The 21,118-nt window shown below is 73.0% G+C and carries 18 protein-coding genes; 8 read left to right on the plus strand and 10 right to left on the minus strand.

The annotated features are described in order from the left end of the window. Nucleotides 1-75: 75 nt before the first annotated feature. The 5 genes from OG767_RS11905 to OG767_RS11925 all read right to left on the minus strand — a co-directional run bounded on the left by OG767_RS11905 (nt 76) and on the right by OG767_RS11925 (nt 6,308). Nucleotides 76-1,023 carry an SDR family NAD(P)-dependent oxidoreductase gene (locus OG767_RS11905; protein WP_405093461.1) on the minus strand — a complete coding sequence of 316 codons (948 nt, stop codon included), beginning with the start codon at nt 1,021-1,023 and terminating at the stop codon, nt 76-78. Continuing rightward, nucleotides 1,020-2,204: a zinc-dependent alcohol dehydrogenase gene (locus tag OG767_RS11910; protein ID WP_281939415.1), complete on the minus strand. Its 1,185-nt coding sequence runs from the start codon at nt 2,202-2,204 to the stop codon at nt 1,020-1,022. The genes OG767_RS11905 and OG767_RS11910 overlap by 4 nt, the downstream gene beginning before the upstream one ends. Before the next feature lie 678 nt (nt 2,205-2,882). Beyond that, the gene (locus OG767_RS11915; RefSeq protein ID WP_281939416.1) at nt 2,883-3,644 is read right to left on the minus strand and encodes a succinate dehydrogenase/fumarate reductase iron-sulfur subunit; all 762 of its coding nucleotides are present in this window, start codon (nt 3,642-3,644) and stop codon (nt 2,883-2,885) included. Next, nucleotides 3,641-5,575 carry a fumarate reductase/succinate dehydrogenase flavoprotein subunit gene (locus OG767_RS11920; RefSeq protein WP_405093462.1) on the minus strand — a complete coding sequence of 645 codons (1,935 nt, stop codon included), beginning with the start codon at nt 5,573-5,575 and terminating at the stop codon, nt 3,641-3,643. The genes OG767_RS11915 and OG767_RS11920 overlap by 4 nt, the downstream gene beginning before the upstream one ends. 1 nt (nt 5,576) lies before the next feature. Then, nucleotides 5,577-6,308, minus strand: coding sequence for a succinate dehydrogenase cytochrome b subunit (locus OG767_RS11925; protein ID WP_405093463.1), 732 nt, complete (start codon nt 6,306-6,308; stop codon nt 5,577-5,579). A 29-nt stretch (nt 6,309-6,337) separates the two neighbouring features. Between OG767_RS11925 and OG767_RS11930 the strand changes: the two genes are divergently transcribed. Next, complete coding sequence (locus tag OG767_RS11930) at nt 6,338-7,276, plus strand: LysR family transcriptional regulator (protein ID WP_405094199.1); 939 nt, start codon at nt 6,338-6,340, stop codon at nt 7,274-7,276. Here OG767_RS11930 and OG767_RS11935 read toward each other — a convergent pair. Beyond that, complete coding sequence (locus OG767_RS11935) at nt 7,273-7,851, minus strand: TetR/AcrR family transcriptional regulator (protein WP_405093464.1); 579 nt, start codon at nt 7,849-7,851, stop codon at nt 7,273-7,275. The genes OG767_RS11930 and OG767_RS11935 overlap by 4 nt on opposite strands. Before the next feature lie 67 nt (nt 7,852-7,918). Between OG767_RS11935 and OG767_RS11940 the strand changes: the two genes are divergently transcribed. Beyond that, nucleotides 7,919-8,410 (plus strand): FBP domain-containing protein, encoded by a 492-nt coding sequence (locus OG767_RS11940; RefSeq protein WP_107162663.1) that lies wholly within the window; start codon nt 7,919-7,921, stop codon nt 8,408-8,410. Nucleotides 8,411-8,438: 28 nt separating this feature from the next. Here the strand turns inward: OG767_RS11940 and hrpA are convergent, their stop codons facing one another. Further along, complete coding sequence (gene hrpA, locus OG767_RS11945; protein WP_405093465.1) at nt 8,439-12,434, minus strand: ATP-dependent RNA helicase HrpA; 3,996 nt, start codon at nt 12,432-12,434, stop codon at nt 8,439-8,441. A gap of 127 nt (nt 12,435-12,561) precedes the next feature. Here hrpA and OG767_RS11950 point away from each other — a divergent pair, with 127 nt between their 5' ends. Together OG767_RS11950 and OG767_RS11955 are read left to right on the plus strand one after the other, a co-directional pair. Continuing rightward, a complete protein-coding gene (locus OG767_RS11950) occupies nt 12,562-13,035 on the plus strand; it encodes a cytidine deaminase family protein (RefSeq protein ID WP_405093466.1) in 474 nt (157 codons plus the stop codon). A 62-nt stretch (nt 13,036-13,097) separates the two neighbouring features. Continuing rightward, on the plus strand, nt 13,098-13,931 hold the full coding sequence (locus OG767_RS11955) for a phytanoyl-CoA dioxygenase family protein (protein WP_405093467.1): 834 nt from the start codon (nt 13,098-13,100) through the stop codon (nt 13,929-13,931). A gap of 10 nt (nt 13,932-13,941) precedes the next feature. Here the strand turns inward: OG767_RS11955 and OG767_RS11960 are convergent, their stop codons facing one another. Further along, on the minus strand, nt 13,942-14,874 hold the full coding sequence (locus OG767_RS11960) for a MerR family transcriptional regulator (protein ID WP_405093468.1): 933 nt from the start codon (nt 14,872-14,874) through the stop codon (nt 13,942-13,944). A gap of 119 nt (nt 14,875-14,993) precedes the next feature. Between OG767_RS11960 and OG767_RS11965 the strand changes: the two genes are divergently transcribed. From OG767_RS11965 to OG767_RS11980, 4 genes are read left to right on the plus strand one after another with little or no spacing between them, the layout of a single operon-like run. Next, on the plus strand, nt 14,994-16,040 hold the full coding sequence (locus OG767_RS11965) for a FecCD family ABC transporter permease (RefSeq protein ID WP_405093469.1): 1,047 nt from the start codon (nt 14,994-14,996) through the stop codon (nt 16,038-16,040). Beyond that, a complete protein-coding gene (locus OG767_RS11970) occupies nt 16,037-17,182 on the plus strand; it encodes a FecCD family ABC transporter permease (protein ID WP_405093470.1) in 1,146 nt (381 codons plus the stop codon). Before OG767_RS11965 ends, OG767_RS11970 begins: the two co-directional genes overlap by 4 nt. Further along, nucleotides 17,179-18,114, plus strand: coding sequence for an ABC transporter ATP-binding protein (locus tag OG767_RS11975; protein WP_405093471.1), 936 nt, complete (start codon nt 17,179-17,181; stop codon nt 18,112-18,114). The genes OG767_RS11970 and OG767_RS11975 overlap by 4 nt, the downstream gene beginning before the upstream one ends. A 37-nt stretch (nt 18,115-18,151) precedes the next feature. Beyond that, entirely contained in the window at nt 18,152-19,096 is a 945-nt protein-coding gene (locus tag OG767_RS11980) for an ABC transporter substrate-binding protein (RefSeq protein WP_281939437.1), read from the plus strand. Between the two features lie 99 nt (nt 19,097-19,195). On the opposite strand, the gene OG767_RS11985 is transcribed toward OG767_RS11980, so the two are convergent. Together OG767_RS11985 and OG767_RS11990 are read right to left on the minus strand one after the other, a co-directional pair. Next, nucleotides 19,196-20,092, minus strand: coding sequence for an endonuclease domain-containing protein (locus OG767_RS11985; RefSeq protein WP_405093472.1), 897 nt, complete (start codon nt 20,090-20,092; stop codon nt 19,196-19,198). A 170-nt stretch (nt 20,093-20,262) separates the two neighbouring features. Then, entirely contained in the window at nt 20,263-20,910 is a 648-nt protein-coding gene (locus OG767_RS11990; RefSeq protein ID WP_107160752.1) for a hypothetical protein, read from the minus strand. Nucleotides 20,911-21,118: the final 208 nt, after the last annotated feature.

Genomic DNA, 21,118 nt, shown 5'->3' on the forward strand with positions numbered 1-21,118 from the left:
CCTCCGCCGTGTCCCGCAGTACACGGTAGCCACCGCCGTCCCCGTCCGTGGAACGACGGGCGTGGGGATGCTGACTCAGCTCAACCGCCGCCGTACCGCCGACCCGACCATCGCGGTCGCCCCGCCCACGGTCCGGACCACCCGCGACAGGTCGGGCAGCCAGCCGCCCCGGACCGCCTCGCCGGCCGGGTTGGGCGTGAACACCACGCCCTCGGTCGGCGGCACCGGCCGGCCGGTGAGCCCGCCGAGCCGCATCAGCGGGCCGACCAGCACGTCGTAGACGGCCGGCAGCGCGGTGAAACCGACCCGCATGACCAGGTTGACCCGGCCCACCGAGATCTCCCGGCGGGGCTTGTCGGCGCAGTGCGCGATGGCCCGGGCCACCCGCTCCGGGGTGGTGATCGGCAGCGGTGGCCGCCCGATCCGTCCCACGTAGTTCGCCGCCTGCTGGTAGACCGGGGTGTCCACGCTGCCGGGGGTGACCAGGCAGACGTTGACGCCGGGCAGGTCCCGGGACTCCTGCTGCAACGCCCGGGCCAGCCCGTGCAGGCCCCACTTGCTGGTGACGTACCCGCTCATGTAGGGCGCGGTGATGTGACCGAGCACGGAACCGGTGAGGATCAGCGTGCCCGCACCGGCCTCCTTGAAGTGCCGCAGCGCCACCCGCGCCACCCCGGCGGAGCCCAGCAGGTCGGTGCGGACCACCTGCTCGAAGACCTCCGCCGGGATCTCCTCGAAGCGTCCGTACGCCATCACGGCGGCGGTGTGCACCCAGACGTCGATCCGGCCGAACCCGGCGACCGCGGTCGCCGTCAGCGCGTCGAGCGCCCCCGGTTCGGTGACGTCGGTGGGCACGACGCGCACGTCCGCCGCGCCGGCGTCGGCGCACTCCCGGCGTACCTGCTCCAGGGTTTCGGGCGCGCGGGCCGCGAGGACCAACCGGTCCCCGCGGCCCGCGAACTCCCGGGCCGCCGCCCGGCCGATCCCACTGGTCGCGCCGGTGACGACCACCGTCCGGGTCACGGCGCGAGCACGACCTTGACGCAGCCGTCCTCCTTCTTCTGGAACATCTCGTACGCCTGCGGCGCCTGCGCCAGCGGCAGCCGGTGGGTCCGCAGGTCCTCGACGCCCAGCGGGTCGTCGTCGCCCGCCAGCAGCGGAATGATCTCGTCCACCCAGCGGCGCACGTGACACTGGCCCATCCGCAACTGGATGCCCCGGTCGAACATCTCCATCAGCGGCATCGGGTCCTGCTCGCCGCCGTACACCCCGGAGATCGAGACGGTGCCGCCGCGCCGGACCGCCTTGAGCGCGGCGTGCAGCACCACCAGCCGGTCCACGCCGGCCGCGTCGATCATCGGCCGGGCCAGCTTGTCCGGAAGCAGGCCGGCGGCGGCCTGCGCGATCTTGCCGACCGGCGCGCCGTGCGCCTCCATGCCGACCGCGTCGATCACCGCGTCCGGGCCGCGCCCGTCGACCAGGTCGATGAGCGCGCCCGGCACGTCGTCGAGCTGGCTGACGTCGAGCACCTCGATGCCGTGCCGGCGGGCCATCTCCAGCCGCTCCGGCACCAGGTCCAGGCCGATCACCCGGCCGGCGCCGAGGTGCCGGCCGATCCGGGCGGAGAACTGCCCGACCGGGCCGAGGCCGAACACGGCGAGCGTGCCGCCGGGCGGGGTGTCCGCGTACTTCACCGCCTGCCAGGCGGTGGGCAGGATGTCGGAGAGGTAGAGCCAACGCTCGTCCGGCCCGGTGTCGGGGATCTTGATCGGGCCGAACTGGGCCTGCGGGACGCGCAGGTACTCGGCCTGGCCGCCCGGGACCGAGCCGTAGAGCGAGGTGTAGCCGAACAGCGACGCGCCCTTGCCCTCGGCCGTCACCTGGGTGGTCTCGCACTGGGCGTAGAGCTGCCGCTCACACATCCAGCAGTGCCCGCAGGAGATGTTGAACGGGACGACCACCCGGTCGCCCTTCTTCAGCCGGGTCACCCCGGAGCCGACCTCCTCGACGATGCCCATCGGCTCGTGGCCGAGGATGTCGCCGGGCTTCAGGTACGGCCCGAGCACCTCGTACAGGTGCAGGTCGGAACCGCAGATGGCGGTCGAGGTGATCCGGACGATCGCGTCGGTCGGCTCCTCGATCCGGGGGTCCGGGACGTCCTCGACCCGGACGTCGCGCTTACCTTGCCAGGTCAGTGCCTTCATGCCTGAATGTCCCTCCTCGGTGCCGTCCATGGGACTGCTACCCGCGAGACATCACTTGAACCGGCGTCCGTCGCGCGGAGTCCCGGCCGTGTCGGCGGGGTGCCGGATCCCGGAACGCCGGGGCGATGGTCCGACGCGTCGTCCCACCGGTCCGAGCGTCGTCGGGCGCTCGGATGGGCAGTGGCGCCCAACAAGCCTGATGGCGCAGGTGGTTCACCGCGCCCGCCGGACGGACTGACGATGATCGACACCAGCTCGCCGAAATGGCGGTATCCCGGCCCGTGCGATACCGCCACCTCGGCGAGCTGGTGTGGATCAAGGCGCCGAAGGTCATCACGCCGGCGAGTCGGCGTGGGAACGCGCTGTTCCCGATGGCCCGCCACCGCGTCCGGGGCTTCGGCCGCTGCTCACCCGATGCATCGGTGCCATCAAGTTTGTAGCGACCGAGGAGCGCCCCTCCACGTACTGCGCCGTCCACGCCCGCACCGCCGGCCGCCAGGCCGCGCCCGCCCTTTCGACCCGGCCGTAGCCGGCTCGAAACATGCAGGACCGGCTCGCGTCGCGTGTGGGAACGGGCCGGGCGGGCGGGTCGCGGCGGTTCGCGTACCCCGGGAAACGGCGACCGCCGCGCCCCCTGGTGCGGGGCGCGGCGGTCGCGTGGGTTCGAGGCCGGGCGGGTCAGGAGCCGGGGGTGCCGGCCCGCTTCGTGGTCGCCTTGAGGTAGTCCCGGTTGAGGCGGCCGATGGTGTTCAGCGGGATGCCCTTCGGGCAGGCCGAGGCGCACTCGCCGATGTTGGTGCAGCCGCCGAAGCCGGCCTCGTCGTGCGCGTCCACCATGCCGATCACCCGGGTGTAGCGCTCGGGCTGCCCCTGGGGCAGCAGCGAGAGCTGGGTGACCTTGGCGGCGGTGAACAGCATGCCGGAGCCGTTCGGGCAGGCCGCGACGCAGGCGCCGCAGCCGATGCAGGCGGCCGAGGAGAACGCGGCGTCCGCGTTGTCCTTCGCCACCGGGGTGGAGTGCGCCTCCGGTGCGCTGCCGGTCGGCGCGGTGACGTAGCCACCGGCGGCGATGATCTTGTCGAACGCGTTCCGGTCCACCACCAGGTCCTTGATGACCGGGAAGGCCCGGGCCCGCCAGGGCTCGATGTCGATCGTGTCGCCGTCGGAGAACTGCCGCATGTGCAGCTGGCAGGCGGTGGTGCCGCGCTGCGGGCCGTGCGCCTCACCGTTGATCATGAGGCTGCACATGCCGCAGATGCCCTCACGGCAGTCGTGGTCGAACGCGACCGGCTCCTCGCCGTCGAGGATCAGCCGCTCGTTGAGCACGTCGAGCATCTCCAGGAAGGACATGTCCGGGGACACGTCCGGCACCGGGTAGGTCACCATCCGACCCTTGTCCTCGGGGCCCGTCTGGCGCCAGATGCGCAGGGTCAGGTTCACTTGTAGCTCCGCTGCGAGGGGTGGACGTATTCGAAGGTCAGGTCTTCCTTGTGCAGCACGGGCTCGCCGGTGCCGGTGTACTCCCAGGCGGCCACGTACGCGAACCGGTCGTCGTCGCGCTGCGCCTCGCCGTCCGGCGTCTGGTACTCGGCCCGGAAGTGGCCGCCGCAGGACTCCTCGCGGTGCAGGGCGTCGATGCACATCAGCTCGGCCAGCTCGAAGAAGTCGGCCACCCGGCCGGCCTTCTCCAGCGACTGGTTGAGCCCCTCACCGTCGCCCGGGACGCGGACCCGCTGCCAGAACTGCTCGCGCAGCGCCCGGATCTCGGCGATCGCCTTGCGCAGCCCGGCGTCGGAGCGCTCCATGCCGCAGTGCTCCCACATGATCTGGCCCAGCTCGCGGTGGAACGAGTCCACCGTGCGGTCGCCGTTGACCGCGAGCAGCCGCGTGATCCGGTCCTCGACGTCGGTACGCGCCGCGACCGCCTCCGGGTGGCTGGCGTCGACCTTCTCCATCGGGTTGGCGGCCAGGTAGTTCGCGAGGGTGCTCGGCAGCACGAAGTAGCCGTCGGCCAGGCCCTGCATCAGCGCCGAGGCGCCGAGCCGGTTCGCGCCGTGGTCGGAGAAGTTCGCCTCGCCGATCACGAACAGGCCGGGGATGGTCGACTGGAGGTCGTAGTCGACCCAGAGGCCGCCCATCGTGTAGTGCACGGCGGGGTAGATCCGCATCGGCACCTCGTACGGGTCCTCGCCGGTGATCCGCTCGTACATCTCGAAGAGGTTGCCGTACTTGGCCTCGATGGCCTTGCGGCCGAGCCGGTCGATGGCGTCGGCGAAGTCGAGGTAGACGCCGAGGCCGGTGGGGCCGACGCCGCGTCCCTCGTCGCAGACGTTCTTCGCGGCGCGGGAGGCGATGTCGCGGGGGACCAGGTTGCCGAAGGACGGGTAGATCCGCTCCAGGTAGTAGTCCCGCTCGTCCTCGGGGATGTCCCGCGGGCCCCGGTCGTCGCCCTTGGCCTTCGGCACCCACACCCGGCCGTCGTTGCGCAGCGACTCGCTCATCAGGGTCAGCTTCGACTGGTGGTCGCCGGAGACCGGGATGCAGGTCGGGTGGATCTGGGTGTAGCAGGGGTTGGCGAAGTAGGCGCCCTTGCGGTGCGCCCGCCAGGAGGCGGTGACGTTGCAGCCCTTGGCGTTGGTGGAGAGGTAGAAGACGTTGCCGTAGCCGCCGGAGGCGAGCACCACCGCGTCCGCCATCTCGGTGCTGATCTCGCCGGTGACCATGTCGCGGACCACGATGCCGCGCGCCCGGCCGTCGACGACCACCAGTTCGAGCATCTCGTGGCGGGCGTTCATCTCCACGTTGCCCAGGCCGATCTGCCGTTCGAGGGCCTGGTACGCGCCGAGCAGGAGCTGCTGGCCCGTCTGGCCCCGGGCGTAGAAGGTGCGCTGCACCTGGGCGCCGCCGAACGAGCGGGTGTCGAGCAGGCCGCCGTACTCGCGGGCGAACGGGACGCCCTGGGCGACGCACTGGTCGATGATGTTGACCGAGACCTCGGCCAGCCGGTGCACGTTCGACTCCCGGGAGCGGAAGTCGCCGCCCTTGACCGTGTCGTAGAAGAGGCGGTGCACCGAGTCGCCGTCGTTGCGGTAGTTCTTGGCGGCGTTGATGCCGCCCTGGGCGGCGATCGAGTGGGCCCGGCGCGGGCTGTCCTGGTAGCAGTAGGACTTGACGTGGTAGCCCTGCTCGGCCAGCGTCGCCGCGGCGGAGCCGCCGGCCAGGCCGGTGCCGACCACGATCACGGTCAGTTTCCGGCGGTTGGCCGGGTTCACCAGCTTCATCTCGAAGCGGTGGCGGTCCCACCGGGTCTCGACCGGGCCGTCCGGGGCCCGGGTGTCGGCGATCGGGTCGCCCTCGGTGTACAGATCCATGTCAGGCCACCAATCCGGTGAGTACGGCGAACGGGACCACCAGGTAGCCGGCGCAGAGCACGACGGCGAAGACGAGCGCGGCGGCGCGGGCCCGACGCTCGACCCGCGGCGTCTGCTGGCCGAGGCTGCGGAACGCGCTGAACGCGCCGTGCCGCAGGTGGAAGCCGAGGGTCACGATGGCGAGCGTGTAGAAGAGGGTGACGTACCAGCGCTCCGGGGCGAAGTCGGCGACCACGTTGCCGTACGGGTTGGCCGGGTCGCCCTGCGGGTTCAGGTGACCGGTGGTCAGGTCCAGGATGTGGTAGATCACGAAGAGCAGGATGATCACACCACCCCAGCGCATGGTGCGGGCCGCGTAGTTCACGTGGATCTTCCGCCGGTGCGCGTACGCCACCGGGCGGGCGGCCCGGGCGCGCATCGCGAGCACGGTGGCCGCGCCGATGTGGGCCAGCACCGCCACGGTGAGGATCGTGCGCTGGATCCACAGGTACCAGGTGGTGGGCAGCAGCGGCGTGCCGAGGTCCCGCAGCCAGTGCGCGTAGTGGTCGAACGACGTCTCGCCCGTGAAGATCTTCAGGTTCCCGAGCATGTGCACGATCAGGAACAGCACCAGGAGGATGCCCGTCACCGCCATGACGGCCTTCAGGCCGACGTTGGAACGGATGGGCGACCGAGTTTTCGTGATTACCACACGACCGACGCTAGGAGCACTTCGATCAGGCGTCCAATGCATCGAAATCACAGTCTTGATAGCCGTAAGCTATAGAGATGCAGCTCCATCAGCTCCGGTACTTCGTTGCGGTCGCAGAAGTACGACATTTCACCCAGGCGGCCGATGTCGTCGGCATAACGCAGCCCTCGTTGAGTAAGCAAATTCACGCCCTGGAGGCCGACCTCGGGGCGCCCCTCTTCGAGCGGGTAAGGGGCAACATCACGCTCACCACGGCCGGCGAGGTGCTGCTGCCGCTGGCCAAGCGGATCCTCGCCGACGTGGACACCGCGACCCGTGAGGTGCAGGAGCTGGTCGGGCTGCGCCGGGGGCGGGTCCGGCTCGGGGCCACGCCCAGCCTGGCCACCTCGCTGGCGCCGCCGGTGCTCCGCCGGTTCCGCGACGCCCACCCCACCGTCGACCTGCGCGTCGAGGAGGGCGGCTCGCAGGATCTCGTCCGCGACATGCTCCGCGGCGACCTCGACCTCGCGCTGATCATCATGCCGTCCGGCGGCGCCGATCCGGGGTTGCGCGTCGACCCGATCCTGCGGGAGAGCCTGGTGGTCGCCTCGGTCGACCCGCTGCCGGGCGTCTCGGCCGGCGGCGAGCTGCGCATCACCGACCTGCGGGACCAGCCGCTCGTCATGTTCCGCGAGGGCTACGACCTGCGCGACGCCACGCTCCAGGCGTGCCGGGCGGCCGGCTTCGAACCGGCCCTGTCGGTGGACGGCGGGGAGATGGACGCCGTGCTCAGCTTCGTCGAGGCCGGGCTCGGCGTCGCGCTGGTGCCCGGCATCGTGGTGGCCCGCCGGCCCGGCATCCGGGTCACCCGGCTCGCGCCGCCCGGCGTACGCCGCACCATCGCAGTGGCCCGCCGCCGGGACGTGGTGCCCACCCACGCCGGCCGCGAGCTGCGCCGCATCCTCCTGGAGTACGTGCACGACGCGACCGCCACCGACCGGCTCCCGGCCGGGGTGGAGCCGCTGGCCTAGCTGGCGGCAGCCGTGGGCCAGGTGCGCAGCATGGCGTCGACGGCGTCCAGGACCCGGGCCCAGCTCTCCGGCGGAGCCGGCGGGCTGTGGTCGAAGCCGCCCCCCATCTCCAGCCCGACGAAGCCCTGGAAGACGCTGCCGAGCAGGCGGACGGCGTGCGTCTGGTCCGGCTCGGGCAGGTGGTAGCCGCGCAGGATCGCCCGCATCATCTGGGCGTGCCGGACGCCGGCGCTGCCGGCGGCGGTCGCTGGGTCGAGCCGCAACTGGGCCGCCGCCCAGCGGCCCGGGTGCTCGTGGGCGTAGTCGCGGTAGGCGTTCGCGAAGGCGGTCAGCGCGTCCTTGCCGGCCCGCCCGGCGAGCGCGTCGGCGGCCCGGTCGGCGAGTTCGCCCAGCGCGAGCAGCGCGATCCCGGTCCGCAGGTCCTGGGAGTTGCGGACGTGCGAGTAGAGGCTGGCGACCGTGACGCCGAACCGTCTGGCCAGCGCCGACACGGTCACCTGGTCGAAGCCCACCTCGTCGGCCAGCTCCGCCCCGGCCCGGATCAGACGTTCCTGACTGAGTCCCACGCGGCCCATGTGCCTCCCCTCACCTAGACCCATTATGCCTTTGCCTAATACCTTTAGGAAAATTACCCTCGGGTGTATGACTCCGCTGACCGAACCCGAGATCCGGGCCGCGTTCGTGAACTGCACCAAGGGTGAGGCGAAGCGGCTGCACGTCCCGCGTGACCTCGGTGCCCGCCCCTGGGACGATCTCGACTTCCTCGGCTGGCGCGATCCGCAGGCGCTCGACCGCGCCTACCTCGTCACCGTCCTGGACGACCGCCCGACCGGTCTGGCCCTGCGCCGCCCCAGCCCCGGACCCGGGCTACGGCGCCGCAACATGTGCTCGGTGTGCCTGACCAACCCGGCCGGCGGCGTCAGCCTGATGGTCGCGCGCAAGGCGGGCAAGGCCGGGCAGCAGGGCAACTCGGTGGGCATCTACCTCTGCGACGACCTCGCCTGCTCGCTCTACGTGCGGGGCCGCAAGGACGCCGGCCCCGGCGCCCGCCTGCCCGAGTCGCTGACCCTGGCGGAGAAGATCGACCGCACCGTGTCGCACCTCACCGCCTTCATCACCCGCGTCACCACCTGACCCCCGCCCTCCCGGCCGGACGGGAGGGTCAGCGGGCTTCGGCGTCGTCCATGGCGCGGTAGATGCGCTGCTCGGAGACCGGGTACGGGGTGCCGAGCGCCTGGGCGAACACGTTCACCCGCAACTCCTCGATCATCCAGCGGATCTGGCGGGCCGCCGTCGAGCCGCGCCGGGCCGGCGGCAACGCGGCCAGCATGTCCTGGTACTCCTTCTGCACCACCGCGATGCGGTCCTGCTGCTGCTTGTCGCGCTGCGGGTTGCCGGGCAACCGGTCCAGCCGGCGCTCGATCGCGGTCAGGTAGCGCAGCAGGTCGGGCAGGCGGGCGTAGCCGGCCTCGGTGAGGAAGCCGGCGTGCACCAGGCCGGTGAGCTGGGCGCGGATGTCGGCGAGCGCGGCCACCACGGCCAGGTTGCGGGTGGCGCCGAGCCGCTGCTCCACCGCGTACGAGGCGGCCAGCACCTGCCGGGCCCGGGCCATCACCTCGACCACGGTGTCGACCAGGTCGGCGCGGACCCGCTCACGCAGCGCGGCGAAGCCGTCGGCGTCCCAGGCCGGGCCGCCCGCGTCCGCCATCAGCTTGTCGATGGCGGCGCCGGTGGCGTCCTCGATCAGCGCCGGCACCCCGCCGTGCGGGTTGCGGGACAGCGCCAGCTTCGCCTCGTTGCTCAGCCGACCCTGGAGGAACCGCGCCGGCGACGGCAGCGTCAGCCGCAGCAGTCGACGGGTGCCGGCCCAGTGCGCGGCCTCCTGCTCGCCGTCGGAATCGAACACCTTCACCCCGACGGTCGTGCCCTCGTCGACAAGCGCCGGGTATGCGGTCACCGCGAAACCGGCACGCACCTGCTCGATGGTGCGGGGCAGGCTGCCGATCGACCACTCGGTGAGCCCGCTGCGGGCCACGTCCGGCGCGGCGGCGGCGACGACCTGGCGTACCTCCTGGCGGAGCCGGCGTTGCAGCGCCGGCAGGTCCTTGCCCTCGGCGACCGGCTTGTCGTCGTCGCCGAGCACCCGGAACGTGACCCGCAGGTGCGGCGGCAGCCTGCCCACGTCCCACGCGTCCGGCGGCACGGTCACCCCGGTCATCCGGCGCAGTTGCCGGGTCAGCGCGGCGAGCAGCGGCTCCTCGCCGGGCGTGATGGCGGCCAGCGCCGCCCGCGCGTAGTCGGGCACCGGCACGAAGTTGCGCCGGACCGGCTTGGGCAGCGAGCGGATCAACGCGATGACCAGTTCCTCGCGTAGCCCCGGCACCTGCCAGTCGAAGCTCTCCGCCGGCACCTGGTTGAGCAGCGGCAGCGGGATGTCCACGGTGACGCCGTCGGTGGGCGCGGTCGGGTCGAACGTGTACGTCAGCGGCAGCGTGACGCCGTCGGCCCGCCACTCGTCCGGGTAGTCCTCCTCGTCGACGCCGCCGCGGCCGGCGTTGACCAGCAGCTCGCGGGTGAACGTGAGCAGGTCCGGCTGCTCCCGGCGGGTCTTCTTCCACCAGGTGTCGAAGTGCCGGCCGGAGACCACCTCGGCGGGGATCCGCTGGTCGTAGAAGGCGAAGATGGTCTCGTCGTCGACCAGGATGTCGCGTCGTCGGGCCCGGTTCTCCAGCTCCTCGACCTCGGTCAGGAGCTTCTGGTTGTCCCGCCAGAACTGGTGGTGGGTCTGCCAGTCGCCCTCCACAAGCGCGTGCCGGATGAACAGCTCCCGGCTCAGCGCCGGGTCGATCCGGCCGAAGGTGACCTTGCGGGAGGTGACCAGCGGGATGCCGTAGAGCGTGACCTTCTCGTAGGCCACCACCGCGGCCTGCTTCTTCTCCCAGTGCGGCTCGCTGTAGCTGCGCTTCACCAGGTGCTGGGCCAGCGGTTCGACCCACTCCGGCTCGACCCGCCCGGCGACCCGGCCGAACAGCCGGGACGTCTCGACCAGCTCGGCGGCCATCACCCACCGCGGCGGCTTCCGGAACAGCGCCGAGCCGGGGAAGATCACGAACTTCGCGCCGCGCGCGCCGAGGTACTCGTGCTTCTGCGCGTCCTTGAGCCCGAGGTGCGACAGCAGGCCGGGCAGCAGCGACTGGTGCACCTTCGGGGTGTCGATCTCCTCCGGCAGGTCCGCGCCGGCGCCGCGCCGGCCCTCACCCTTCTCCGAGGTACGCAGCACCTGGCGCACCTGGCTGACGATGTCCTGCCACTCGCGCACCCGCAGGTAGTTGAGGTATTCCGCCTTGCACATCCGGCGGAACGCGCTGGAGGACAGCTCCCGCTGCTTCTCCCGCAGGTGACGCCACAGGTTGAGGTACGCGACGAAGTCCGACTCCTTGTCGGCGAACCGGGCGTGCGCCTGGTCGGCCTGGGCCTGCCTGTCGGCGGGGCGTTCGCGCGGGTCCTGGATGGAGAGCGCGGCGGCGATCACCACCACCTCGGTGGCGCAGCCGTTGCGTTCGCCCTCGATCACCATCCGGGCCAGCCGCGGGTCGACCGGGAGCTGGGCCAGCCGCCGGCCCAGCGCGGTCAGCCGCTTCGCCGGGTCGGCCTCGGTCGGGTCGAGCGCGCCCAGCTCGTGCAGCAGGTTGACGCCGTCGGTCACGTTGCGCCGGTCCGGCGGGTCGATGAACGGGAACGCGGCGACGTCGCCGAGCCCGATCGCGGTCATCTGGAGGATGACCGAGGCGAGGTTGGTGCGCAGGATCTCCGGGTCGGTGAACTCCGGGCGGGAGTCGAAGTCCGACTCGTCGTAGAGGCGGACGCAGATGCCGTCGGAGGTGCGCCCGCAGCGCCCCTTGCGCTGGTTGGCGCTGGCCTGGGAGACCGGCTCGATCGGCAGCCGCTGCACCTTGAGCCGGCTGGAGTAGCGGGAGATCCGGGCGGTGCCCGGGTCCACCACGTACTTGATGCCGGGGACGGTCAGCGAGGTCTCCGCGACGTTGGTGGCCAGCACCACCCGGCGGTTGCTGTGCGCGGCGAAGACCCGGTGCTGCTCGGCGGTGGAGAGCCGGGCGAACAGCGGCAGGATCTCGGTGCCGAGCAACGAACGTCGGGACTGCACCAGTTTGCCGAGCGCGTCGGCGGTGTCCCGGATCTCCCGCTCGCCGCTGAGGAAGACCAGGATGTCACCCGGCCCCTCGGCGGCCAGTTCCTCGACCGCGTCGCCGATGGCCTGGATCTGGTCCCGGACGTTCTCCTCGTCGGCCTCGTCCTCGCCGTCGGCCTCGGTGACCTCGACCAGCGGCCGGTACCGCACCTCCACCGGGTAGGTGCGACCGGAGACCTCCACCACCGGCGCCGGGTTGCCGTCGGCGTCGGCGAAGTGCCTGGCGAACCGGTCGGTCTCGATGGTCGCCGAGGTGATGACCACCTTGAGGTCGGGCCGGCGGGGGAGGAGCTGGCGCAGGTAGCCCAGGATGAAGTCGATGTTGAGGCTGCGTTCGTGTGCCTCGTCGATGATCAACGTGTCGTACTGCCGGAGCATCCGGTCGGTCTGCAACTCGGCCAGCAGGATGCCGTCGGTCATGAGCTTGACCAGGCTGTTCTCGCCCACCTGGTCGGAGAAGCGGACCTTGTAGCCGACCACGCCGCCCAGCTCGGTGCCGAGTTCCTCGGCGATCCGGTCGGCGACCGTCCGGGCGGCCAGCCGCCGCGGCTGGGTGTGCCCGATCAGGCCGGTGACACCGCGTCCCAGCTCCAGACAGATCTTCGGGAGCTGGGTGGTCTTGCCGGACCCGGTCTCGCCGGCCACGATCACCACCTGGTGGTCCCGGATGGCGGCGGCGATGTCGTCCTTGCGCTCGCTGACCGGAAGCTGCGCCGGGTAGGTGACGGTCGGCACCGCGGCCCGCCGGGCCGCCAGGCGCGCCTCGGCGCGGGCCACCTCGGCCCCGATCTCGGCCAGCGCCGCCTCCCGCCGCTGCGGGTCCCGCAGCTTCCGCGCGCCGTCGAGCCGCCGCTGGAGCCGGCGCTGGTCGCGGAACATCAGGGGGCCGAGGCGGCGGTGCAGGTCGCGGGTGGTCTCGGGAGCGGCGGGTACGGCTGGATTCTGCATGTCGTCGCCAAGGATAGGCAGCCGCGCGGCGGACCGCTCCCGGGTTACCCGCGCGTGGGCGTGCCGTCCGGGCACGACGTCCCGGCCCGGATAGGGTTGCCGCCGACGAGGTCGACGAGGGGCGGGGATGATCATGCGGGACACCGACCGGGCGCTCGTGCAGGCCGCCACCGCCGTCGCGAAGCTCCGCTGCCGCAGCGAGAACCACACCGTCGCGGCGGCCGTGCGCAGCGCCGACGGGCGGGTGTTCAGCGGCGTGAACGTCTACCACTTCACCGGTGGCCCGTGCGCCGAGGTGGTGGCGCTCGGCGCGGCGGCCACCCAGGGGGCCGGCGAGCTGGAGGCGATCGTCGCGGTGGGGGACCGGGGGCGGGGCGTCATTCCGCCGTGCGGGCGCTGCCGGCAGGTGCTGCTCGACTACTTCCCGTCGATCCGGGTGATCGTCGGGCCGCCGGACGGGCTGCGCGCGGTGCCGGTGGCCGAGCTGCTGCCCGAGACGTACGTCTGGTCGGACCACCAGCTCGACGCGCCGGCCGTGCCGCGTACCGGGGTGTGGCCGCAGCCGGTGGTGCCGGTGAGTCGCCAGTCCGCGGAGGACTGAGTTCCGCGCTTGCGGCCGCTTTCCAACGTGGTAATACTCGGGTCCCGTCCTCAGGAGGCCCGATGACGCCCTGTTCCGCGCCCGACGACGAGACCCCTGTCGAGGCGCTCGGCGACCTGTACCGCGACGGCATCACCGCCTGCCGGGGCGCCTTCGAGGTGGACTGGGTGAGGCGGGTCGGCGAGGACGTCGAGGCCGCGTTCGCCGAGGCCCGGTCCCGGCCCGACGGCGCGGTCGGCCGCGGCCCCGAGCGCTGGTACGTCGAGATCCACCCCGAGCAGCTACGCGGCTTCGTCGACCTGGTCACCCACCCCTGGGTGGTCTCGGTGTGCCGGGCCGTGCTCGGCCCGGAGTACGAGATCGTCGAGCTGGGCTTCGACATCCCGTTCCCCGGCGCGAAGACGCAGCCCTGGCACCGCGACTTCCCGATGCCCGAGGAGACGCGGCTGCGCCGCCGGCTCACCTCGCTGGCGTTCAACCTCACCACCGTCGACACGGTCGAGGAGATGGGCCCGTTCGAGATCGCCCCGGGCACCCAGTGGGACGACGGCCGCGCGTTCGACCACGAGATGTTCCCGCCGAAGGACCGGTACCCGCGCTACGAGGCCCGCGCGGTGCGCAAGTACCCGAAGCGCGGCGACCTCTCGGCGCGCTCCGCGCTCACCGTCCACCGGGGCACGCCGAACGTCAGCGACCGGGCCCGCCCGGTGCTGGTGCTCGGCGTCGACGCCCCGGGCGCGGGCAACGCGGCCCACCACGACCTGGCCGTCACCCGCCCCTACCGGGACGCGCTGCCCGACCTGGTCCGCGACCACCTGCGCTGCCCGGTGGTGGACACGCTCGTCCCGATCCGCCAGAAGCACACCATCGAAGGACTGGTGATGGGCGCGGAGTAGGGCCGCCGCGTCAGCCGTCGCCCGCTCGGGCGCGCAGTGCCCGGATCGCCCAGTCCAGCACCGGCGCCAGGCTCTCGGCCGGCGGCCACCCGTTCACCACCGAGAGCAGGTGCTCGTACCGCTCCCGTCGAGGGTCGTGGGCAGCCTCCAGCCGGTCCAGCAGCCGCCGCCGCAGGTCCGCGTCGTCCGGCCGGCCGCAGAGCCGGGCGTAACGGGCCGTCGCCCGGTCCAGGGCCGCGTCGGCCCGGGGCGAGGCCGGGTCCACGCCCGCGGCCAGCGCCGGGGCCGCCTCCTCCCGGACCACGGCGACCGCGTCCCGGCGTACGCCCTCGATGCCCGCGCGGTCGGCCGCGTGCAACTCGGCCAGCCGGCGCAGGGCGGCCCGGAAGCCCGGGTCCAGCGCCAGCTCGGCCAGCTCCACCCAGGCTTCCCACCGGGCGTCGTCCGCGTCGGCGGGCAGTTCCGGGGTGAGCGAGCGGCGGACACCCACGAAACCGGGATCGGTCAGGCCGGTGAAGGTGGCGTCGAGGAACTCGTCGACGAGCCGCCGGCGTTCCCGCTCGGCCAGCCCGGCCAGCCGACGCAGCAGGTCGGCCTGGGCCGGGGTGGATCCCCGTCGGGCGATCATGGTCAGCACCGCGCGACGCGACCGCAGCACGCGGATCTGCGCGGCCAGGGCGTCCGCGTGCGTCGCGGCGGCCTCGGGCAGGGTGACCTCCAGGGCCACCACCCGGCGCACCGTGGCCAGGTCGACGCCCAGCTCGCGCAGCGTCCGCACCAGGTCGATCCGGGCCGCCGCCTCGGGACCGTAGCGGCGGTGACCGGTCGGGCCCCGGTCGGTCGCCGGCACGATCCCCCGGTCGGACCAGAACCGGATGGTCTTCACCGGCACGCCTGTCCGCCGGGCCAGGTCGCCGATCGAGTAGCGCTCTCCACCGTCCATGTCGCCCACCCTGCCGCCTCCCCCCGGTGGAGGCGCAAGCCCATCGACAACGCCGAGTTAGGCGTGCCTTACCTGGTCAGTTAAGGTAAGGCGTACCTAATCGGAAGGCGAACACCCCCGTGACCACCGTCGCCGTCCGGCCCGCCCGGGCCGACGCCCCCGCCCGCCCCGGCGCGTCCCGCCGCGTCGCGGTCACGTTCGCGGCGGCGCTCCTGCTCGTCGCCGCGCTGCTGGCCAGCCTGGCGCTCGGCAGCCGCCACCTGCCGGTCGACCAGGTGTGGCACGCGCTGGTGGCGCCGGACGACGGCGACGCCACCACCGTGGTCCGCGAGCTGCGGGTGCCGCGTACCGCCCTCGGGCTGGTCGTCGGGCTCGCGCTCGCGCTGGCCGGGGTGCTGTTCCAGGCCGTCACCCGCAACCCGCTCGCCGAGCCGCGCATCCTCGGCGTCAGCGCCGGCGCGTCCTTCGGCGTGGTGCTGGCCATCGCCGTGTTCGGGGTCGGCACGCTGGCCGGCTACGTCTGGTTCGGCATCGCCGGCGCGCTGCTCGCCGGGCTGCTGGTGTTCGCCATCGCCAACCGCACCCGCGACGGCGCCAGCCCGGTCACGCTCGCGCTGGTCGGCGCCGCGCTCGACGCCGGTCTCGGCGCCATCGTGTACGCGCTGCTCAGCATCGACGCCCGCACGTTCGAGGAGTACCGCTTCTGGGTGGTCGGCGGGCTCACCGGCCGGGACGTGGGCGTCGCCGGGCAGGTGCTCCCGTTCGTGCTGGCCGGCGTGCTGCTGGCCGCGCTGGCCGCCCGGGGCCTGGACGCGCTCGCCCTCGGCGACGACGTCGCCCGCGGGCTGGGGCACCGGGTGGCCCTGGTCCGGCTGGCCGCCGGCGGTGGTGGGGTGCTGCTCACCGGTGCCGCGGTGGCCGCCGCCGGCCCGATCGCGTTCGTCGGGCTGGCCGTGCCGCACCTGGCCCGGGCCCTGGTCGGCGCCGACCACCGCTGGACGCTGCTGGTCGCCGCGCTGCTCGGCCCCGCGCTGGTGCTGGCCGCCGACGTGGCCGGCCGACTGGTCGCCCCACCCGGCGAGATCCCCGCCGGCATCATCACCGCCCTCCTCGGCGCCCCCCTGCTAGCCATCCTGGTCCGCCGCGCCAAGGTCGTCACCTCATGACCACCCCCACCCCCACCCCCACCCCCCGCGATCTTGCAGTTGCTGCCCCGGCAAAGCGGACAAGTGCCGCGCCGGACGGGCCGCAACCGCAAGATCGCCGAGGGCCGGGTGGGGCGCTGGCCGGGAAGGCGCTGCTGCGCGTGGGGCCGGTGGCGATGCCGTTCCGGTGGCGGGCGGTGGTCGTGGCGGGGGTGCTTCTGGGACTGCTTCTCGGGGCGATGGTGGTCAGCCTCTCGCTCGGGACGCCGTACGTGGCACCGGGTGACGTGCTGCGGTCGTTGTCCGGGGCGGGCACGCCGTACGACCTCGTGGTGCGTGACCTGCGACTGCCCCGCGCGGTGCTCGCGGCGCTGGCCGGGGCGGCCTTCGGGGTGGCCGGCACGCTGATCCAGAGCGTCGCCCGCAACCCGCTGGCCAGCCCCGACGTCATCGGCGTCACGCAGGGCGCCGGGCTGGCCGCCACGGTGGCGCTGACCAGCGGGGCGGCGGCCGTCCTGGTGGCCCCGGCGGCACTGCTCGGCGGCCTGGCCGCGGCGGTGCTGGTGTTCGCGCTCGGCGCGCGGCACGGCCTGGCCGCCCAGCGGTTCGTGCTGGCCGGCGTGGCGGTGGCGTTCGCGTTCCGGGCGCTCATCGAGGTGGTGATGCTCACCGCCGACCCGATCGACGGCCTACGCGCCCAGCTCTGGCTGATCGGCACGCTGGCCGGCAAGGGATGGACCGAGGCGGCCTGGATCGCCGGCACGCTCGCCGTGCTGCTGCCGGTGCTGCTCTGGGCCGGCTGGGCGCTGCGCGGCTCCGCCCTGGACGACGACACCGCGCGGGGGATCGGGCTGCGCCCGGTGGCCCGGCGGATCGGCCTGGCCGGCACCGGCGTGCTGGCCGCCGCCGCGGTCACCGCCCAGGTCGGCGCCGTGGACTTCGTGGCGCTCGTCGCGCCGCAGGTGGCCCGCCGGCTGGTCCGCGCGGAACGGCCGCCGATGCTCTGCGCCGCGCTGCTGGGCGCGCTGTTGCTGGTACTCGCCGACCTGGCCGGCCGGCGCCTGTTCGCGCCCACCCAGTTGCCGGCCGGTGTGCTGACCGCGGCCATCGGCGGCCCGTACCTCATCTTCGTGCTGCTGCGTACCCGAGGGAGGCGGTCGTGACCGCGCTGCTGTCCACCCGCGACCTGGTCGTCGGCTACGAGGGCCGGACCGTGCTGGACGGGCTGGAACTCGACCTGCCGGCCGACGCGTTCACCGTGATCGTCGGCCCGAACGCCTGCGGCAAGTCGACGCTGCTGCGCACCATGGCCCGGCTGCTCACCCCGCGCCGCGGCGCGGTGCTGCTCGACGGTACGCAGATCCGCGACCTGCCCACCCGGGACGTGGCGCGGCGGCTCGGCGTGCTGCCGCAGAGCCCGCTGGTGCCCGAGGGGATCACCGTGGCGGACCTGGTCGGGCGCGGCCGGCAGCCCTACCAGCGTTGGTGGCGGCAGTGGTCGACCGAGGACGGGCGGGCCGTCGACGAGGCGATGCGGCTGGCCGACGTGACCGCGCTCGCCGACCGCCCGGTGGACACGCTCTCCGGCGGGCAGCGCCAACGGGTGTGGATCGCCATGACGCTCGCCCAGGACACCGACGCGCTGCTGCTGGACGAGCCCACCACGTTCCTGGACCTGGCCCACCAGGTGGAGGTGCTGGACCTGCTGCACCGGCTGCGCGCCGAACGGGGCCGGACCGTGGTGGCCGTGCTGCACGACCTCAACCAGGCCGCCCGGTACGCCGACCACCTGGTCGCCATGCGCGACGGCGCGGTGGTCGCGGTCGGCCCGCCGCGCGAGATCCTCACCGCCGACCTGGTCCGCGACGTGTTCGGGCTCGACTGCGTGGTCGTGCCCTGCCCGGTCACCGGCGCCCCGCTGGTGGTGCCCGCCCGCACCCACACCCCGGCCGCCCGCACCCGGCCCTCGGTCGCTCCGGGCGGCACGTCGGCCGCCCCTGTCCGGACCCCGGACGTTCCGGCCGGCCGCACCCAGACCTCGGCCGCTCCGGCCGGCACGCCGGCCCCGGCCGGCGCCCCCGTCGGCGACGCCTGAGCGTGCCGACCGCACCCGCACCACGGAAAGGAACCTGATGCGTCGCCTCGCCGCCGTACTCACCACCGCTCTCGCCCTCGGCGTCGGCCTCACCGCCTGCGGGGAGAGCGACCCCGTCGCCGACGCCGGCACCGGGGAGACCCGGGAGATCACCCACGCGATGGGCGCCACCAAGGTGCCGGCCGCGCCGAAGCGCGTGGTGGTGCTCGACACCGACAAGATCGACACCGCGCTGTCGCTGGGCGTCACGCCGGTCGGCGCGGCCACCGCCGGCGAGGCGAAGAGCTGGCCCACCTACTTCGGCGCGGAGAAGCTCACCGGCATCACCGAGGTCGGCGTGCTCACCGAGCCGGACCTGGAGGCGATCAACGCGCTCAAGCCGGACCTGATCCTGGGCAGCAAGTTCCGCCAGGAGAAGTTCTACGACGAGCTGTCCGCCATCGCGCCCACCGTGTTCACCGAGAAGGTGGGCGTGACCTGGAAGGAGAACTTCCTCCTCGACGGCCGGGCGCTCGGCAAGGAGCAGGAGGCCAAGGACCTGCTGGCCACGTACGAGAAGCGGGCGAAGGACGTCGGCGCGAAGCTCGGCGACCCGGGCGCGCGGAAGGTTTCCATCGTGCGCTTCATCCCGGGCAACATCCGGGTGTACGGGCCGGACTCGTTCTCCGGCATCGTGGTCGGTGACACCGGCCTGGGCCGCCCCGAGCGGCAGCGCCTGGACGGCAAGGAGGACAAGCGGTTCGACCTGGTCAGCGCCGAGCGGGTGAACGAGGTCGACGGCGACGTGGTGTTCGTGACCGCGTACGGCGAGAAGGCCGCCGCCGAGCAGGCGAAGGTCACCGCCGGGAGCCTCTGGCAGGGCCTGTCCGCGGTCAAGGCGGGCAAGGCGCACGTGGTCTCCGACGAGACGTGGATGACCGGCATCGGCGTCACCGCCGCCAACAAGATCCTCGACGACCTCGAAAAGCACCTCCCCGCCTGACCCCCACCCCCACCCCTTTCGGGGGCGCTGATTCACGGAAAGAGTGGCTGTTCGACGCCGGACAGCCACTCTTTCCGTGAAAGCGCGGCGGCCGTGCGGTCACCGGGGGCGGCGGGTGGCCAGGGCGGTACGGATTTCGGTGAGCACGCCGTCGAAGTCCTCGGCCATGCGTTTCGCGGTGACGTGCAGGACGAGCCAGTCGTCGCCCAGGATCTGATTCAGGCGGCGGCGGTCCCGGTGGAACTGTTCGGCGTCGTGGTGCCAGAGCCCGTCGTACTCGACGGCCACCTTGCGGTCGGGCCACGCGAGGTCGACCCTCGCCACGAACCGTCCCTGCCGCGAGATGACGTGCTGGGTCACCGGTCGGGGGAGGCCGGCACGGATCAGTCGAACTCGCAGCCGGGACTCGGGTAACGACTCCGCGCCGCCGTCGACGAGCTGCAACGCCTCGGCGAACCGGCGGACGCCGCGTTCCGCACCGCGTCGTCGCTGGTACGCCGTCAGCTCGGCGTGATCGGTGACGCCCCGACGGAGCAGCGCGTCGATGTGCGCCACCGCCTCCACGACGTCCAGCCAGCAGGCGAGGTCCCAGCAGGTGCGGACCGGTGTGGTGACCGGCGCCCGGTCGACCCGGAACACCTCACCCTCCCGCCAGTTCGCCACGTGGATGCGCAGGCCGGCCACCGGTCCGAAGCGGGCCGACGGCTCCACCAGCACCTCGACGGGTTCGTCGGGACGGGGCTGGGGTCCGCCGAGCAGAGCGACCGCCGAACGGCCGGCGATGGCGCAGCCCGGAGGGAACAGCCACGACGCGGCCGCCCGGGCGCGCATGACGTGCGAGATCTCCAGTCGCGCATCGGCGTAGACGTTGTGGAACAACTGCCGCCAGGCGCTGCTGCGTAGGTCGTTCCTGGTGAGCAGTCCGAGATGAACCACTTCCCGCGCGAAGAACATCTTGCCGACGAGTTCGGCCGGCCGACGAGGAGGACGAACCACCCCCCAACCCTCCCGCCTCCCCCACCCCGCCGAAACCCCCTGTGGACAACCCTCCCCGCCGCCTTGCGCTTTCACGGAAAGAGTGGCTATTCGACGTCGAATAGCCACTCTTTCCGTGAATCAGTGCGCTGGCGGGGCGGGGGAGGGGGAGGGGCGGGGGCGGGGGAGGGTCAGGCGGCGGTGGACCAGATGGCGCGGAACGCGGCGGCCTCGCCGGCCAGCCACTGCTCGATCCGCTCGGGCTTGGCGTCGGCCGGCATGCGGTGCGCCTCGCCGCGCCGCACGTCGACCAGCACCGGCTCGGCGTGCGGCAGCACCGCGTCCATGTGCCGGGCCATCAGGTGCAGCGTGGCAAGCGTCGCCTCCTCGCTCGGCGGCGCCTCGTCGAAGTGCAGCCGGATCGCCTCGGCCCGGCCGTCGGCGAAACGTACGCCGAACTGTGGGTTGATCTTCACGGGGAGGTCGCCCAGCATCGCCAGCGCATCCCGGGTCTGGGCCAGGTCGACGCCGGTCGGCTCGCCGAGCGAGTGCAGCCAGCGCGTCGCGCCCGGCACGAGCGCCTCGTAGAGCGGGCGCCAGCGTGGCTTGACCACGTCGGCGACCTGGGCCAGGTGGGTGCCGCCGGTGTGGAACGCGACGTCGGCCTTGAGCGCCTTGACGAACTGCCCGTGCGGGTTGAAGCCGTGCCGGCTCGCCCGCTGCCGGCGCAGGCCGCCGACGAACGTCGCCTTGGTGGGGCCGGTCCGGTCGACGTAGCGGGTGAAGCCGAGAAGGGTGGCGTAGGGGGTGAGAGGGGCGGCTGAGGTGGGCGCAGTCACGAGCATCCTCCCAGGTCAAAAGCTCGTTTAGTACATACATTCTAATCGACGGGTGTGACATCGCCCAGGGTCTGGAGGTGCCCGCGTACGCGGATGGCGCAGAACGCCCGCGGTGGCGGCACGCCCCGTCGCGGCCGGCCTGTCGACGCCGGCAGACCGCCGGCAAACGGGTTGTCGGTTCGTCCGGTTCGTGTAAACATGACGGCGT

Origin of the sequence: Micromonospora sp. NBC_01392 (assembly GCF_045040125.1) — a bacterium.
Taxonomy (GTDB): domain Bacteria; phylum Actinomycetota; class Actinomycetes; order Mycobacteriales; family Micromonosporaceae; genus Micromonospora.